At 65.1% G+C, this 15,863-nt stretch carries 15 protein-coding genes and 2 tRNA genes; 9 read left to right on the top strand and 8 right to left on the bottom strand.

Annotation, left to right across the window (positions count from 1 at the left end):
- Positions 1-13: 13 nt before the first annotated feature.
- Together EV644_RS38345 and EV644_RS38350 are read left to right on the top strand one after the other, a co-directional pair.
- Positions 14-556: a hypothetical protein gene (locus EV644_RS38345; protein ID WP_132195441.1), complete on the top strand. Its 543-nt coding sequence runs from the start codon at positions 14-16 to the stop codon at positions 554-556.
- A 115-nt stretch (positions 557-671) separates the two neighbouring features.
- Positions 672-744: transfer RNA gene (locus EV644_RS38350), tRNA-Asn, on the top strand.
- A 56-nt stretch (positions 745-800) separates the two neighbouring features.
- Here EV644_RS38350 and EV644_RS45695 read toward each other — a convergent pair.
- On the bottom strand, positions 801-944 hold the full coding sequence (locus tag EV644_RS45695) for a hypothetical protein (RefSeq protein WP_199234819.1): 144 nt from the start codon (positions 942-944) through the stop codon (positions 801-803).
- Between the two features lie 179 nt (positions 945-1,123).
- On the opposite strand from EV644_RS45695, the gene EV644_RS38355 reads away from it, so the two are divergent.
- Both EV644_RS38355 and EV644_RS38360 read left to right on the top strand, forming a co-directional pair.
- Positions 1,124-1,197, top strand: a tRNA-Ile gene (locus EV644_RS38355).
- 176 nt (positions 1,198-1,373) lie between these two features.
- Positions 1,374-2,948, top strand: a complete 1,575-nt coding sequence (locus tag EV644_RS38360) for a site-specific integrase (RefSeq protein ID WP_132195443.1) — start codon at positions 1,374-1,376, stop codon at positions 2,946-2,948.
- Between the two features lie 159 nt (positions 2,949-3,107).
- On the opposite strand, the gene EV644_RS48225 is transcribed toward EV644_RS38360, so the two are convergent.
- On the bottom strand, positions 3,108-3,665 hold the full coding sequence (locus EV644_RS48225) for a transposase (protein WP_199240257.1): 558 nt from the start codon (positions 3,663-3,665) through the stop codon (positions 3,108-3,110).
- Between the two features lie 363 nt (positions 3,666-4,028).
- Between EV644_RS48225 and EV644_RS47605 the strand changes: the two genes are divergently transcribed.
- Positions 4,029-7,025 carry a helix-turn-helix transcriptional regulator gene (locus tag EV644_RS47605; protein WP_158293056.1) on the top strand — a complete coding sequence of 999 codons (2,997 nt, stop codon included), beginning with the start codon at positions 4,029-4,031 and terminating at the stop codon, positions 7,023-7,025.
- Between the two features lie 911 nt (positions 7,026-7,936).
- Here EV644_RS47605 and EV644_RS38375 read toward each other — a convergent pair.
- Both EV644_RS38375 and EV644_RS38380 read right to left on the bottom strand, forming a co-directional pair.
- Positions 7,937-8,470: a hypothetical protein gene (locus EV644_RS38375; RefSeq protein WP_132195447.1), complete on the bottom strand. Its 534-nt coding sequence runs from the start codon at positions 8,468-8,470 to the stop codon at positions 7,937-7,939.
- 698 nt (positions 8,471-9,168) lie between these two features.
- Positions 9,169-9,567 (bottom strand): hypothetical protein, encoded by a 399-nt coding sequence (locus tag EV644_RS38380; protein ID WP_132195449.1) that lies wholly within the window; start codon positions 9,565-9,567, stop codon positions 9,169-9,171.
- Between the two features lie 778 nt (positions 9,568-10,345).
- On the opposite strand from EV644_RS38380, the gene EV644_RS38385 reads away from it, so the two are divergent.
- Positions 10,346-10,705 carry a nucleotide pyrophosphohydrolase gene (locus EV644_RS38385; RefSeq protein ID WP_132195451.1) on the top strand — a complete coding sequence of 120 codons (360 nt, stop codon included), beginning with the start codon at positions 10,346-10,348 and terminating at the stop codon, positions 10,703-10,705.
- Between the two features lie 227 nt (positions 10,706-10,932).
- Here EV644_RS38385 and EV644_RS38390 read toward each other — a convergent pair whose 3' ends face one another.
- Positions 10,933-11,280: a hypothetical protein gene (locus EV644_RS38390; RefSeq protein ID WP_132195453.1), complete on the bottom strand. Its 348-nt coding sequence runs from the start codon at positions 11,278-11,280 to the stop codon at positions 10,933-10,935.
- 311 nt (positions 11,281-11,591) lie between these two features.
- On the opposite strand from EV644_RS38390, the gene EV644_RS38395 reads away from it, so the two are divergent.
- Positions 11,592-11,897: a hypothetical protein gene (locus tag EV644_RS38395; RefSeq protein ID WP_132195455.1), complete on the top strand. Its 306-nt coding sequence runs from the start codon at positions 11,592-11,594 to the stop codon at positions 11,895-11,897.
- Positions 11,898-11,976: 79 nt separating this feature from the next.
- Here the strand turns inward: EV644_RS38395 and EV644_RS38400 are convergent, their stop codons facing one another.
- The 3 genes from EV644_RS38400 to EV644_RS38405 all read right to left on the bottom strand — a co-directional run bounded on the left by EV644_RS38400 (position 11,977) and on the right by EV644_RS38405 (position 13,543).
- Positions 11,977-12,402 (bottom strand): hypothetical protein, encoded by a 426-nt coding sequence (locus EV644_RS38400; RefSeq protein ID WP_132195457.1) that lies wholly within the window; start codon positions 12,400-12,402, stop codon positions 11,977-11,979.
- Between the two features lie 95 nt (positions 12,403-12,497).
- Positions 12,498-12,830: a hypothetical protein gene (locus EV644_RS45705; RefSeq protein WP_199240247.1), complete on the bottom strand. Its 333-nt coding sequence runs from the start codon at positions 12,828-12,830 to the stop codon at positions 12,498-12,500.
- Positions 12,830-13,543 carry an ATP-dependent DNA ligase gene (locus EV644_RS38405; RefSeq protein WP_199240248.1) on the bottom strand — a complete coding sequence of 238 codons (714 nt, stop codon included), beginning with the start codon at positions 13,541-13,543 and terminating at the stop codon, positions 12,830-12,832. Before EV644_RS38405 ends, EV644_RS45705 begins: the two co-directional genes overlap by 1 nt.
- A 222-nt stretch (positions 13,544-13,765) precedes the next feature.
- Here EV644_RS38405 and EV644_RS38410 point away from each other — a divergent pair, with 222 nt between their 5' ends.
- Together EV644_RS38410 and EV644_RS38415 are read left to right on the top strand one after the other, a co-directional pair.
- Positions 13,766-14,452 (top strand): hypothetical protein, encoded by a 687-nt coding sequence (locus tag EV644_RS38410; RefSeq protein WP_132195459.1) that lies wholly within the window; start codon positions 13,766-13,768, stop codon positions 14,450-14,452.
- A gap of 199 nt (positions 14,453-14,651) precedes the next feature.
- Positions 14,652-15,770 (top strand): hypothetical protein, encoded by a 1,119-nt coding sequence (locus tag EV644_RS38415; RefSeq protein ID WP_132195461.1) that lies wholly within the window; start codon positions 14,652-14,654, stop codon positions 15,768-15,770.
- Positions 15,771-15,863 lie beyond the last annotated feature (93 nt).

Consider the following 15,863-nt stretch of genomic DNA (forward strand, 5'->3'; position numbering starts at 1 on the left):
CGATCATGGCGCTGTGCTGAAACTTCGTCGTACGTCGTGGCCGCGGGAGCTCACCGAGGCGGTCCAGGTCGCCTCCAGGCACTCCGCGGGCGGCAAGGAGGACATCCTGGCCGCAGTACAGCTCACCGACGGTAAGTGGGTCGCCGGCGGTCGTGCGGCGGTGTATCTCCCGACCGACACGGAGGGTGCCGTCCGCCGGGTCGGCTGGGAGAAGATCGAGCGCGCCGGCTGGGACTCCGAGGCGTCAGTCCTGCACGTCTACGAGACCACCGCCTTCGGTACTCCGCTGCGTGCCACCGAGCTCAAGGTGGACGACCCCGGCCGCTTCGGGCAACTGCTCCGCGAGCGCATCGACGCGAGTGTCCTGATCCAGCGCCACGTCCCGCTGGCCGGCAAGAAGGGCGTCCGCATCGTCGGCCGCCGCAACCCGGCCGACCCGAACGACACGGTGTTCTGGAATTTCGTTCTGGACAAGGGGTTGGAGCCCGATCAGCCGGGTGTCGTCGACGGCGCCGAGGCGGCTCTCGTGGCGGTCCGCGACGAGTTCGGAATCTGACCTGGCAGGGACCTCAGACCCCCGGTCCGGGCAGGCGAATCCCGTTTTTGTAGTTCGCCGGGCGCCTGCTAACCTACTCAGGTCTTCGGGGATCGAGGGCAGGGAAGTAGAACGATCCCGCGTAGCTCAATTGGCAGAGCAGCCGGCTGTTAACCGGCAGGTTACTGGTTCGAGTCCAGTCGCGGGAGCAACCAAGAAGGCCGGTTCCACACAGGAACCGGCCTTTTCGCCGTCCAGGGCCCCGTCAGCCGCGGTTCTCCTTGCGCTTGTCGATAGCCCGCTGAATCCGGTGCTGCGGCTGCCCGGTCAGCTTCGCGATCAACGGCACCCGATACTTGTACGCCGCCACCGCGCCCACAATGAGCACGAGCAGAATGAACCAGCCCATCAGACTTTCCCTTCGTAGGACCTGACCCCCATCATCCCCCACCCCAGGCCCACACCCGGTCCGTCATCCCCCTGACCCGCCCCTGGTTTCCCCGCCACCACCCCTCGCAGTACAGCAAGCCCTCTCTCCCCAACGCCACCAAACCCGATACCATCTGCGAGCGCATCCTTCCGCGCGCGGGGGCGGTAGCTCAGCCGGTTAGAGCAGGGGACTCATAATCCCTGGGTCGTGGGTTCGAGTCCCACCCGCCCCACATCAAGAAACCGCAGGTCAGAGGCGATTTCGTGAAGGGATTGAAGATCGTCATCAGGCGCTCGTGACTCGTCTCGTGACGCGAGTGCTGTTACGGTCGAGTCTGTGACCAGCCGATCGCCAGGCCGACAGCGCCACAGAGGACAGATTGATAAGCTCCCATCGGGAGCACTCCGAGTGCGTGTGTACGCAGGCATCGACCCAGTCTCGAAGCGCCGGCTCGATCTGACCGAGGTGATACCTCCAGGCCCGAAGCAAGCCAAGCTGGCCGAGCAGGCGCGCACCAGATTGCTCAACCAGGTCGACGAGAAGCGCAACCCGAAGACCAGCGCAACAGTCGACCAGCTGATCGCCAAGTACTTCGATGTCATCGACGTCGATACGCAGACAATGCGTGGCTACAAGTCGAAGTACGAGAACCACATCAAGCCGCTCCTCGGAACCCAGCAGTTGACCCGGCTCGATATCGAGACCTTGGACTCCTTCTACTCCATGCTGCGGACGTGCCGCGCTCACTGTCGCGGGCGCAAGTACGTCGAGCACCGGACTGACAGGCCACACCAGTGTGACGAGCATGAGGGCGATCGGTGCCCGCGGAACAATCCCGAGGGCTGCGGTCGGTGCCGGCGGATGTGCAAACCCCACAAATGCGAGGGTTTGAGCTCGTCCACGATCCGGCAGATCCATTGGATTGTCAGCGGGGCGCTCGACCGGGCGGTTGTCTGGAAATGGATCTCGGTCAACCCGGCAGAGCAGGCTGACAAACCTGCACTACCCATACCGAACCCACAGCCGCCCACGCCCGAGGAGATCTCGAGCCTGATCCTCGCAGCCTGGGACGACGACCCCGATTGGGGATCCTTCCTGTGGCTGAAAGCGACCACCGGGAGTCGACGCGGCGAGATGTGCGCACTGCGCTGGGGCGACCGCGAGCGCCGAGCCGGTGAGCCGTCCGTTCTTAGAGTTGGGCGAGCGCTGTACTACGACGACGGCGGGAAGTTGGCAGAAAAGGACACGAAGACCCATCAACAGCGTGGTCTCGTCCTGGATCCCGAATCGGATGCGGTTCTCGACGATGTTGAAGCTCGCGCCCGCCAACGCGCCAATGCGCTCGGCGTTGACTTCAACCCCGCCGGCTACGTGTTCTCCCCAGTTCCCGATGGGAGTCGTCCCTGGGATCTAGGGCTTGTGTCGAAGCGACATGCGCGTCTCGCGAAGCGCCTCGGGATCCACACCTCCATCAAGAACATGCGTCACTACAACGCGACTGAGCTGATCTACGCAAACCACAGACTGGGTACAGTCGCGGCGCGCTTGGGTCATGGTGGCGGTGGCACCACGACCCTCAAGGTCTACACAGCAAGAGTGTTAGAAGCCGATCAGCGCGCCTCTGGGCCTATCACAGGCCGAATGCCTCCGCGACCAACGACGAGACTCGACAGGCCAGTCAAAGGCACGACGCTTCCCAGCGCGATCGACGAAGATCTCCAGGCCTACCAACGAATTGCAGCAGACCTCCGCGGCGCGATCGATAGTGGCATCCTCGCGCCCGGCGACCGGCTACCACCAGAGACGAAGCTGGCCGCCCGGTACGGCGTGGCGGCGAGTACGGCTCACCGTGCGGTCGCCGTCTTGGTCGCCGCCGGCCTTGTCGATCCCGGCCGCGGTAAACGCCCAACACTCGTGCGTGGCGCGACGGCCCAGCGGCCAGAACGTCTCGGAGATGTGGTGGAACTCAGGCCGGAGGCCTAGCCTCCGTCTTTCACTAGGCCGTTGATCGTGCGGCGGGGTGGTTGTTTCGGCTGTTCGTGTTCGTGTTCGGGTTTGAGTGGCGGGCAGGGCAGGTCTGCCGGTTTGCTCGTGCCGGCTGCTCCGGGTCCCGTGTGGTGGTTGGTCAGGGGTTTGGGTTGGTCAGGTGCGTAGCGGTTGGGGTAAGGCTGCGAGCTGGGCGAATGCGGCTGCGAGGTCGTGTCGCCAGGGCCAGTGTTCGGCGATCCGGACGAAGTGTTTGCGTTGTCCGCGGGTGATCCGGGCGGCGACGTGCAGCAGTCGGTAGCGCAGGGCTTTCGGTTCGGCCTTGGCGAGGTCACCGGTGAGAAGGGTTGTCTGCGTCCAGGCGATCAGGTCGGCGGCGGTCATCGCGAGTTCGAGCCAGGCGGCGTTGATCGCGAATGTGCGGGACGGGAACCGGCCGAGGCCGGTGTCCTTGGTGCGCTGCAGGACGCCTTTCCTGCGTCGGTGGAGATCCGAGTTATAGATTTCCTCCTGCCATACGGTGGGTATCTTCTGGATTGGGAGGACAGATCGGGCGTTGCTTATCTGCAGCGATACACATTCCGAGTATTGGGTGGATCGCGCAAGCCCAAGCTTGTCTATCGCTGCGGAAATACGCCATGGTATGAATTGATCAGCACGGAGGTCAGTGAACTTTGGGAGGTATCTGAAACATGGGCGCCTTCGGTTCGACAGCTAGATAGCTGAGCCGCCAGGAATCCCCAGTCCATCGTTCCCAGAGTGGTGACAGGTGGACTTGCAGTCTTCTCCCGGGCGTCGGATTAGAAGGTCGACGGACCCCGTCAACAAGGGGCAAATTGAGCGTGGAACAGGCATCTCCAGTTCAGGTCTCGTCGACTCCAGCATCGCTGGTTGTCGCCAGTTCGTTCCCCAGACTGTTCCCCGTGCGGGTGATGCCCGCTGCCAGATGAGCTGGACCTGCAACTCGCGAGTGTGCCAGTGCGACTGTTAGTTGCGTCAGCGGGCGCGGCACGGTCGCTCTGGTCGTGCTCACAAATCCTGCAGACAGTGCAGGGTGATGGGCGCAGACTGGAGGTTGTGGGAGGGGCGGCGGTCACACGCTCACTCGGTGTAGCCGGTCGGATCGGGGAACGGGGGATTCTCGGGTCGGCGATCCGGGGAGCGGTCGAAGGACGACCGTGCGCGGTGTTCGTGCACGGCGAGGCCGGCGTGGGCAAAACCCGCCTGGTCCGAGACGTTTGTGACGAGGCCGCGGCGGGGGGCGTGGCGGTCCTGTGGGGTCGATGCGTCCGCTTCGGGGCCGTCGACTCGCCGTACAGTCCGCTCATCAGCGCGCTGGAGGGTTGGGCTGAGTCGACCGAGCCCGACGAGTTGACCGGGGTGCTCGATGCGGTCCCTGCTGCCGGCGGGCTGTTGTCTTCGGTGGGTGGGTATGCCTCCGACAGCGCGGTCCGGCTCTTGTCCGTGGTGGATGGGCTGGTGATGGCGATCGCTTCGCGCCGGCCGACGGTTCTGGTCATAGACGACGTGCAGTGGGCCGATCTCGCCTCCCGCGACGCGCTCGCGTACCTGGTTGCCGGGTTCCGACGACAGCGGCTGGCGATTCTGACCACCTATCGGGATGAGGAGCTCGGAACCGGTCATCCGATGCACAGCTGGCTGGCGGATCTGAGGCGATTGCCGTCGGTGACCGACGTACGGCTGGACAGACTGACCTGGGACGAGACCGAGCAACAGCTCACGATGTTGCTGGGTGGTCGCCCGCACCACCACCTCGTGGACGACGTCGTACGACGATCCGACGGCAACCCCTACCTCAGCGAGCTACTCCTCGAGGGAGTCACGATCACCGCCGAGCAGCTGCCTGCTGATCTGCCGGCCGAGCTGACGGGAGCGCTGCTGGCTGCCTGGCATCGGCTGTCCGCGCCGGCGCGTGAGGTCATGCGGGTGCTGGCGGTCGCCGGACGACCGACGTCGATCGATGACCTCCGGGAGGTCGCCGCAGCGCGTGGGATCGGCCCCGCGGCACTGACAACAGCGCTGGCCGAGGCGACGGACAGCGGAATCAGTGTGGCGCAGGGTTCTGACCTGTGCTGGTTCCGCCACCCGCTGCTCGCGGAGGTGCTGTACGCCACCTTCGTGCCCGGCGAGGCGGAAACCGTGCATGCCGCCTGGGCCAAGACGCTCGAGTCCCGCTCTGGTACGGGGCCCGACGAGGTACAACGGCGGGCTGACCTGGCCCTGCACTATGAGGGCGCACGCGACCTCGAGTCCTGTCTGGAGGCGTCACTGCGAGCAGCTGAACTCGCCAACGGGATCAGGGCGTGGCGTGAGGAGGCGGTCCATCTGCGCCGGTCGGCGCGCCTGTGGTCCACAGTCCACCGCGGTGACACAGAGCGGGTGGACGAGGAGGTGGACCTGCTGGAGCGCGTCGCGCGAGCCAACGATCTGGTCGGCGACGGCGAGGCGGGTTTCGCCGCGTGGAGCCGCGCCCTCGAACTGGTGGACGAGCGCACAGACCCGCTTCGGGCCAGCAGGCTGGTGAGGCATTTGGCCCGCTCGGCCATCGCGACGAACAGAATCACACGCCTGCCGATCGCCGAGGCCAGACACGCCGTCGAGCTGAGCCAGGCGTTTCCCGACAGCGAAGAGTACGCCGAGGCACTCGCGGTGCTCAGCTGGCGGCTAGCGTGGAACGGCGAACTCGAGCTCTCGATTAGGTACGCCGAGGACGCCGTCCAGGCAGCTCATCGATCCGGTTCCACTGCGGCACTGAGCTTCGCGTACGCAGCCCGCGGAATCGCGGACGTCCGGGCCGAGCGTTCTGATCGCGACACAGCGGAGGCCTTGCGTTCCGTACGGATGACCAGCGATCCGGACCTGATCTGGTTGACCCTTGTGGCCAGACAGAACTGCCTGCTCCAGCGAGGCCGTGTCACGGAATGCGTCGAGATGGAAATGGAATTCCTCTCGTTCGCCCTCAAGGCAGGCGCGTTGTCCATGGTGGCCTTCGCCGCTGGAATGCTGGCCGGTTACCTCCTGATGTTCGGACGCTTGTCCGAGAGCGGCGAGGTCATCCGGGAGGGCCTTTCCTTGGCTGGTCTGCCGAACGCTAGCGCCATGGTTCGATTGACTGCTGCCTCACTGTCGGTTCGCCGAGGAGACCCGGACGCAGCGGGTCTGCACCTGCAGCGGGCAAAGGAGCTGATACCGGATCTCGAGGAGAGTACAGGCCTGGCGGCGCAGTCCTTCCTGGCCGAGTACCTGCTCGCCACTGGGCGGCCCGACCAGGCCCTCGATCTGCTTTCGCGAACGATGGCCGCCCAGTCCGTCGATATCCGCGACGCGGATGACATTCTGGTGTGGGGAGCACGTGCAGCAGGCGACCTGGTGGAGTCCGCGCGGGATCGACGTGACAGCGAAGGCGTCCGGATTGCTCAAACACAATTCGATGACCTCGCGAGGATGCGGCAAGGTCGGCTGCCTCTGCCCTTCGAGGTCATCGCGCCCGAGGACCTGATCCAGCCAGCGATGGAGGCGCTGTGCACGGCAGAGACCGCACGGTGCATGGCGGAGACGCCCACATCCGGCGTATGGGAGGAAGCCGTCCGCCGGTGTGACGCCGCGGGACTGCGGTGGGATGAAGCCCTCGCGTCCTGGCGGTGGGCAGAGGCACTGCTCGCCGAGGGAGCCACCCGGGCCGTCGTCGCCGTACCGCTGAGATCGGCGCACCGTTTTGCCGTCGAGGCCGGCGCGATCCCCCTTCGACACCAGGTGGAGACGCTGGCCGGCCTCGGAAAGATCCGGCTCGACGAGCCGTCGGCACCGTCGCACGCTCAGCCCCCGGCGCCCTTCCGTTCCCTGACCAAGCGGGAGCAGGAAGTGCTCTCACTCCTCGTGGCAGGCCGGACCTATGCCGAGATCGCAAAGGCGCTGTTCATCAGCGAGAAGACGGTCAGCACGCACGTGTCGAACCTGCTGCACAAGACCGGGACGTCATCACGTCGCGAGGTGGCTGCCCTCGCCATCAGACTCGGCCAATCGCCGACGAACGTCCCCGGACATCACACGTAGCCGTCCTCTAGCCAGCCGTAGTTCGCGATCAGACGAGTCGGGCTGCTTGACGGCGGTGGTGGCAGTCGCGGGCTTGGTGGCGGCGTCGCCAGCGTGACCAGTGCAGCAAGTGTCCATGGTTGCGGTCGACCTGGTGGAGCAGCCGGGTGAGCAGGTGCCGGATCTCGTTTGAGGTCAACGCGATGAGTCCTGAGGCCTGGCGGCTCTGGGCTCGTGCGGTTGCGATCTTCAAGGACTACGCGCGTCCACATGCGATGGTCGTCGCGTGGAACTCAATCGCCTCGCCCATCAACCCGTCGGGCACCATCCACGTGTCAAATCAAGACACATGGAGGAGCAACGCAGCTGCGCGCGTCGGACCCTGTGGAACCAAGATCCGCAAGGGCAGGACCCTTACGCGGCACATCTTTGACCCCGCCGTTACCGGCAACAAGTCGAAGCTCAGCCTCATGAAGGACGGTTTAGGAAACCGACGCACCCCACCTACATATGCCGCTCCAGGCATGTCCAGTCAACTCGAGTTCGGCCGTTCTTGACTCCAGTTGACTCGGTTTGGCTCCTCCTGGTTCCCAGCGGGGTTCCCACGCTGAACTGAAGAGCGTGGCGTACACGCAGCGAGCCCGCCCTCTCCTGAACTGAGGCTGGACGCCGAAGCTGCGGCGTCGGCGCCGCACTGAGCGGGAGCGCCGATCGCAGCGGTCGGTAGCGAAGGTTCTTCGGACGGCAGCCGGCCGAGGTCGCCGGACTCTGGCCTGAGTCGTGCCACATTAGTAACCCCGGGGTAGAGCGTTCAGGATGCCGTCTTCCGACGAAACGGTACCGCCTGAGCCGTCGCAGTCCTGTGGAAGCCGACTGAGAACGAGCGGATCGACCTCCGGATCGATTGGAGCTAGCGAGCGCGCTCCGTGCGCTCAGGCGTCGAGGGCACCGGTGTAGGTGCTGCTGAGGTGGGCGCCCGCAAAGTGACGGGTCACGTCTCCGATGCTGGTCATGCCCGCGAACTGTCCGGTTGCGTCTTGCACTTCCCAGGTGCCGCTAGCGCGGCGTGGGTTTCCGTAGCCGTTCCCCTTGAAGAATGTCTTGCCGGTGCCGCATCCCACGCCGGCCTCGGCCAGGGTAAGTGTGCTGCCATCAGCGAGCGTGAATCTGGCTGTCGCCGTGTAATTCCTGCACGGATCTCCCGTGAGCTGGATCGAAATGAGGAAGAAGCGGTACTGCGCCGTACCGAACCCCTCGATGATCGCGTCGCCGCACAACTGGGCACCATCTGGACACCCGACGGGCAACTGCTGCTGGCCCTTGATCTCGGCGCTGAAGTCGGTGGTCTGGGCTACGGCCGGACGAGCCAGGAGCAGACTGGCGGCCAACGAAACAAGTAGCGCGAAGCAGACCGCGCCGTGGTGGGAAACTCGGCGCTGCATAATGCCCCCTCTGGTGGTCGCCATCCTGGAGCCTGCACCGTCAGCGCGACTCTACGGAGAGCATGCAGATCGCCGCGTTGTCGCCCCGTTGTCACCGCGTGGTCGTCAGGTTCTTGCCGCTACCTGGCGGTGGCGACCCGATGGACCGCAGCGATCAGTCGCCGATGGCAACCAGCTGCCAACGACTCTGTCAACGAAGGCGAATGGAAGCGTGCCCGACGAAGACTCAAGTCGCTCCACGGACCGCCCAGAGCGCGGAAGACCGTGCGTAACGCGGCTCTACTTGACTCCAGTAGTCGGGCTGGATTCCCAGGAGCGCAGACGGCACCTGGACCTCTACTGGCTGAGCGCAAGATCCTCGGAGTCCGCGCCGACCGTCTGCTGCACCAGACACGATCTAAAGGTCAGGCCTGCACGTCCACGCGCAAGGCAGCGCCGTTCGCCCAGGTACACGTGCCAATGTGCCACTCCGTGGCGGACTGTCTGTCCGCAAGGTGACTATCAACGGCAGGGCGGGGCTGTGTCCGCCGGTAGTTAGGAAGCGATGACCGAGTCCAGCGAGTCGAGCCGAAAGTTCGTGGCGTTCAAGCTCGACCGAGGGAATCTCCCGGACGAATTCGCGTCCCACATGGTGGCGCAGATGTCGAACCAGGACATCATGTGGCTCGAAGCCCGCGACGACCTGACTGAGCAGCAGAGGTCGAGCCTGCAATCTGGCGCCTCTAGCCCTGGGGGATGTAGCCCTGGATGTGGGTGGCCGCCCAGCGGCAGAGCAGGTGCTGCCGGTCGAGCCGGACCTCGGGGCTGCCCGGGTAGCTGGCTTGGCAGGTCATGATGAGACCTGCGTCGGGCAGGTACACGACTGTCCAGAGCTGCCCGGGCGCGTCCCAGACCTGGACCTTCGCCGGGTAGCCGGAAAGGGGGTCTGCCTTGCCGTCCCTGGTGAAGTCGCGTCCTTTCGCGAACGCGTCGGCCAGCAACTGGCTGGAGTAGCTGACCGAAAGAGTCAGATCCGAGGTGTCGTTCCAGCCGTCGGTCTTGTACCGGCAGTCGGTGATCCGCTCGTTGCTGGTTTCTATGACAGTGATGTCTATCGCCTTGGCGATGACGTTGCCCGGCACAATGCAGGGCTTGTTCTCACCGAGGACGACGACCTCGCCGTCCTCATGCTTGGGAGCCTTGGAGGGCCTGGACGTGACATCGGGCGGGACGCTGCTGCCTGCTGATGGGGCCGACGGGATGGGCTGGCTTTCAGACTGGGCACCGCCGGTGCCGCTGCATCCTGCGACAACGATTGTCGCGATGAATACTGCGGCGAGGAGCGCGTTACGGTGTCGGATTCTTCCCCCTCTGGAGCTCGGCCAGCCGGAGCCGGGCCCCGTGTCCGAACTGACGTACCCCACCGCCGGAGGTTCGGGCTGTAGAACCTCACCCGGTCGCCTCCAGCGCTCGGGCGAGCGCTCGCTCCAGCCTTGCAAGCCCCTCCGGGGGCGGCTTCGCCGATGCTCACGACCGACAAGCAATACGACGGCTGGGAACCCGTCCATGCCGGGCCGACGCTTGGAAGCCATATGTCCCCCTCACTAGACCGGCCCACCCCTGAGCCGACCTTCCCCACCGGCTTGATCGTGCAAGTGCCTGTCAGCGTTACGGCACACACGGTCACGCGCGGGAGAATTGCCGAGGCGCTACACCCCTGCACTGGCCACAGTGGCCGCGCCGCCCACCAGGCCGGCCCGCAAAAGGTATTACCGCCGTCACGCCGCCCAGCGCGCATGATCACGAACTGCGGCTGGAGTACTAGGCGGGAGGAGATCGACGTCGGCCAGCGCCAGCACCTGCCTACGTCGAGAGCTAGTCTGATGGCACGCTGGCGGCGCCATATGGTTAGGATGATTCATGGATCAGGCGATAACGGCGAAAATCCGCGAATTCGTTCACGAGCGAGAGTGGGAGCGATTCCATTCACCGAAGAATCTGGTTAGGGCGTTGGCCGGCGAAACCGGCGAGCTTCTCGCAGAGTTCCAGTGGGTCGACGAGGAGGCTTCCTGGTCAGCGCGGGAAGATGGCGAACTCCGCGCGCATGTCTCAGAGGAGATGGCAGATGTTGCAATCTATTTGAACCGATTGGCGGACGTTCTTCAGATCGATTTGGATCAGGCCATCAATGCCAAACTTACCCTGAATACGAGTCGTTATCCCGTCGGTCAATCCAAAGGGCGCGCCACGAAATATACGTCTCTTAAGGAGGATAGCTAGATGTCGGTGGTGTTGCAGCCTGCTGCACACGCAGATGCGCAAGCGCACTATCGAGACACGATCGTCCGGCCGGTATTGTTTCTCGGCAGTTGCGGATGCGTAGTGACGACGTCGCGGAGCTTCGACGACTACATCCCAGCGGTAGGGCTGCGATGTGGGGAGTCGCACCCGGTCAACTGGGGGTTAACGTCGCGAAGCATGAGCGTCTACAGCCTGGCGACCTTGTCCTATTCGCGCGCAATAGAATGTTCTTCGCTGCCGGCACGGTCACGCACAAGTTCCGCAACAAAGCCGCGGCCGTCGATTCGTGGGCGCATGATGAGTACGGAATGACATGGGAACTGATGTTCAGCCTCGCCGAAGTTCGTCGCATCGACTGGCCAGTGCCTGCATTTGCGGCGCTGGTTGGATATAGCCCGAATTTCAATGTTCAGAACTTTTCTGTGCTCGACGCTGACAAAAGTCGTGCCGTCGAGGACGCCCTTGCATCTCCATCGCCCGTGTCGACGCCAAAACAATCTGGCTTCGCGATCGCCCAGCGAGTTCTTGATGGAAACCTCGCTCGTGAGGTTCAATCAGCGGCAAGAGTAGAGCAAGCGTACCTCCGCCAGTTACTACTTGGCGGGCGGGTCGCGACACTCACTCAGTGTCACCTATGTGGCCGAGAACTCCCGGTGTCATTGCTCGTCGCCGGGCATATTAAGCGGCGCAGCGAGTGCACGGATAGCGAGAAGCGCGATGTGCCCAACGTCGCGATGTTGGCATGCCGACTGGGATGCGACGCCCTCTTCGAATACGGGTATGTGACAGTGAATCCCGCAGGAAAGGTTGAGGCCACGACAGTCGGGGAAGCGGCCGCCCTCGCCAGACACCTTAACGGGTTGCCATGCCAGACCCCACACCGAGCAGCGCGGACGGCCCGGGCAACGCCAGCGCCTACACGCTCGCCGCCCTCACCGGTGAACTCGACAAAGTTCTCGCCGCCACACCAGGACACCGCAACGACACTCTCAACCGCGCCGCATTCGCACTCGGTCAGCTCGCCGGCGCGTACCTCCTGGACGAGACCACCGCACGCGACGAACTGATCTCCGCAGCCCAGCGCATCGGCCTACCCTCTGGCGAAGCCGACCGCACAATCACCTCCGGACTCATCGCAGGAGCCCGACACCCACGCCGACGAACTGCTTAACACCGGCCAGCACCGGCACACGAAAGGGGCCCAGGAAGCCGTACGGCGGCTCTGAGGCCCCTCTGTGGGTACGTCCGAATCATCCCGTTTGGGCAGTGTCCACCACGATCGGCGGCACGCCCGAACGGCGCCACGCCCACGCCAGGGTCGCCAACGCGCCTTCAGCGAAACCCGTGCGACCATGCAGTCCACCGCGAGCAACCGCGAGCTCTGCGGCCTCGGTTTCCCGCGCAATCAGCTCCTCGTAGGCCTTCTCGGTGGACCTGGTAATCGGCGCGTGCGCGCGTTGCCGGACCGGCCCGGTCGGGTAGCTGAAGGTCACGAAGGCTCCTGCCAACCAGCTACACGTCATCTGCACGCCGGTCAGGTACCAGTCGCCGCGGCCTTCAGCCGCGTCCGTGTCGGCGCGCCGCTCAGCCGCCAACCACAGCCTGGCGAACTCACGCACCGGCACGTGCAGGTTCTCCCGCGGTATCCGGTCGAAATCCCCGGCAGTCAGCTCCACACCACAGCACGATCCCACCGCGCACCGACAAATTCCGGCGGCCCGGCGTAGAAGCGATAGGCAGGGCAGTGCACATCCGTCGCGCAGCGACCGAATCACTCATCCGCAACGGCACCAGGAACAGTCGGAACGTCTTCCGGCTGTAAGTCTGCTCGGATGCGCGCGAACCGCAGCCCGTGGCGCCATGGCCCAGCCTGCATCGCGGCGTCGGCCAGGACCTCGATCACAAGGAGCGGTTGGACCTTGGTCAGCGGTTTGTGCGAATCGCGCCCGCCCCACCGCGGCGAGCTGATCTCTTCCGGCCACGGGTGGTTGCGTCGCGCCGGCTTCAATACGGCGCCGAGCTCGGCCGACTGCGCCGCGGTCAGTGGAACGGTACGCCCGACCATGACGAGCTCGCCGCCGGTCGTGTAGCGGCCGGCGATCACTACTTCGGGGTCGCGCAGCGATCCAAGGACGCGCCGACGATCACGTCGACGGTGTCGCGGTGCTTGACCTTCAGCCACTCGCGGCGCCCGCCAACATAGCGCAAGCCAGCACCCTTCACGACCAAGCCCTCGATGCCCAGGGCATCGGGCAGGATCTCGAACCACTCGCGCGCCTCGCCCAGATCAGCAGTTACCGGTGACAGCTGCAGCGGAGCCATCCAGCCGACCGCCAGCTGCTCCAACCGGGTACGGCGTACCGTCCATCGCTGAGTGCGTAGATCGACACCACCTGCGGCGAGTACGTCGAACGCGGCGTACGACGCCGGGATGGATGCGACCAGGCGCCGCGCCTTCGACGGCGCAGTCACCAGCCGTCGCTGCAACGCGTCGAAGCTGAGCCGGCCGCCGGCGAGGATCACGAGTTCGCCGTCCAGCACGACCCCGTCCGGCAGCTGCTCGACCGCGGCCGCGGCGATGTCGGGGAACTGCGCGGTCAGGTCCTTGCGCTGGCGCGACCAGATCCGCGCAGTGCCGGCCGATCGCACGTTTGAGGCGCGAAATCCGTCCCACTTCGGTTCGTAGGGTGAGCCTCCCGGCAGCGCGTTCTCGCCCGGGATCTCATCAACCGCCTTGGCCAGCTCGAGGTCAACCGGGCCGACCAGGTCTGGTGGCAGCCCGACCCCGGCCGCATCAGCGCGGCGAGCCGGGCTCATCGGCATTCTCCGTGGTGGCCGAACCGTGGCCACACCACTCGGACGATCCGCCTGATCTCCACGTGGGGATCTCGCTTCGGACACAGCCGGTGGTGGACTGGGACATCAGCTGCCCCTTCGCACTTGGCGCAGTGCCACTCGCCGGTCACAGCCATCAGCATGCGCTCGCCCATCAGCTGCTGTCGCCCACCTCAGTCCGGATCTCAGGGGTATCGTCAAGAGATGCTGTGGCTGTACGTCAGCCTGGGGGTGGTCGGTCTCGCGGTTGCCGGGCGAATCGCGTGGCGCCACCACCTGCGCAAGCGCGCGGCGGCCGAGGAGCTAGAGTCGGTGCGCACTGCTATCGCGGAAGACCTCGCCCTCCTCGAAGCCGAATACCGACGACTACCCGCCGCGCCTGCCATCGACGACTACGACCTGGCCGGCAAGGCCTACGAGTCAGCCCGCAACCTCTTGTTGGATGCTCCGGCCTCGGCCAGTGCGATCACCCGGGAGCTTGCCGACGGTCAGTACGCCGTGGTGCGGTACACCTCGTCGCTCGCCGGTCGGCCACCACCCGAGCGTCGGCTGCCGTGCTTCTTCAATCCGCCGCACGGGCCGTCCCGCGCCGACGTGCTGTGGACCGAGCCCGGCCGCGGCACCCGCAAGGTACCGGCCTGTAGCGAGGACATCGCTCGTATCAACGCCGGCGACGAGCCGCTGATCCGGCTGGTGAACCTGAGCGGGCACCGAGTCCCCTACTGGGCCGCGGGCTCCACGTTCGCACCCTACGGACTCGGCTACTTCAGCCGCGCGCAGTCGACACAGTTCCTGCTGACGAACTTCGGCGGCCAGGACGGCCTCGTATACGGCGACCAACGCTTCCGGCGCACCGGCCGGTCGCCGTACCCGCTGGAACCGCCGCACTGAATACAAAGCACCTATCTCAGCCCGCCAGCGCGCAGTTCGTTCGAACTGGCGCGAGATGTCGGATCCGGGTAGTCAACCGCGAGCCGCTGCATCGTGGAGCCGGTCATTGAGCGAGCCAGCCCCAGTTGCCAGGACAGGTGACTCTGACTAACTCCCTTACTGCGAGCGTCGGAGCTCGGAGCCAGACTACGATCGGCCTATGAGCGGAGCGATCTTTCTGCTAAGTGGTGAGCAGCTCGTGGAAATGCACGAACGCCCGTATAACTCCGAGGACCTCCTGCAGACCCTGCTCGCGAAGTACCCAAACCTGCTGGCTGGCGACCAGCTTGCAGGCTCTCCGCGTCAATGGCTGCTGGTAAACCGGGAAGTCGGCGTACCGGACAGGGAAGCCGGTAGCAATCGCTGGTCGCTCGATCACCTGTTCATCGACCAGGATGCGGTCCCCACGCTCGTTGAGGTCAAGCGAAGCGACGACACAAGGATTCGGCGCGAGGTGGTCGGCCAGATGCTGGATTACGCCGCGAACGGTGTGGTCTACTGGCCGGCCGAGCGGCTGCGCGCCGACTTCGAAGCGCGCTGCGCGAAGGAGGGGACGGACGCGGGCGAGGTATTCCGGGACAGCCTCGGTGACGAACTCGAACCGGAGCAGTTCTGGGACATGGTCGAACAGAACCTCCTGTCGGGTCGCATCCGGCTGGTGTTCGTCGCCGACCTCATCCCGGCCGAGCTGCGCCGCGTGATCGAGTTTCTCAATGAGCGCATGAGCCCGACCGAGGTAGTCGGTGTCGAGATCAAGCAGTACGTCGGGCAGGGAAACCTGACAACCCTCGTACCGCGCGTGGTCGGCCAGACCGAGCAAGCACGGGTGCAGAAGCCCAGTGGTCAGTCCCGAACCGAGGTCGGGTGGGACTACTACGAGGCGCGGTTGCAGCCAGATCGGCTCGCGCTGGTTCGCAGCTTGTTCGACCGGAGCGAGGAGGCGATCGAAGAGCGCGGCCTCGGTTGGGTGCCCAGGCTCCGGGCCGGTTATTTCGCATTTCAGCGGCCCGGCGGCTACAACTGCGCGGGAGCAGATATCTACCGCGAGCGCCCGGTCGAATTCTGGATTAAGCTGCCGCTTCCGCCCGACGAGCTACGGCGTTTGGGCCACGAGGTCGTTGACCCTTACCCAGAGCTGGAGTCCCGCTGGGACGGCCACAATAAGCTGTGGCGGTGGGCAGTTCCGACTCTCGATGCTGCCCCAGACGCCGGACGTGCGATTGAGCTGACGAGTCGTTATCAGCCGTCCGACGGCCCAATGCCGATACCGGCAAGCTAACAGCCCGAATTATGCAAAACACGTCGGCTGGCAGGACGCAGCATTGGCCTACGTTCGGAAGACGAACCACCCCGAATCGAGGCCTGCCGATGA

The sequence above is a fragment of the Kribbella orskensis genome (genome assembly GCF_004342085.1).
Taxonomy (GTDB): Bacteria; Actinomycetota; Actinomycetes; order Propionibacteriales; family Kribbellaceae; genus Kribbella; species Kribbella orskensis.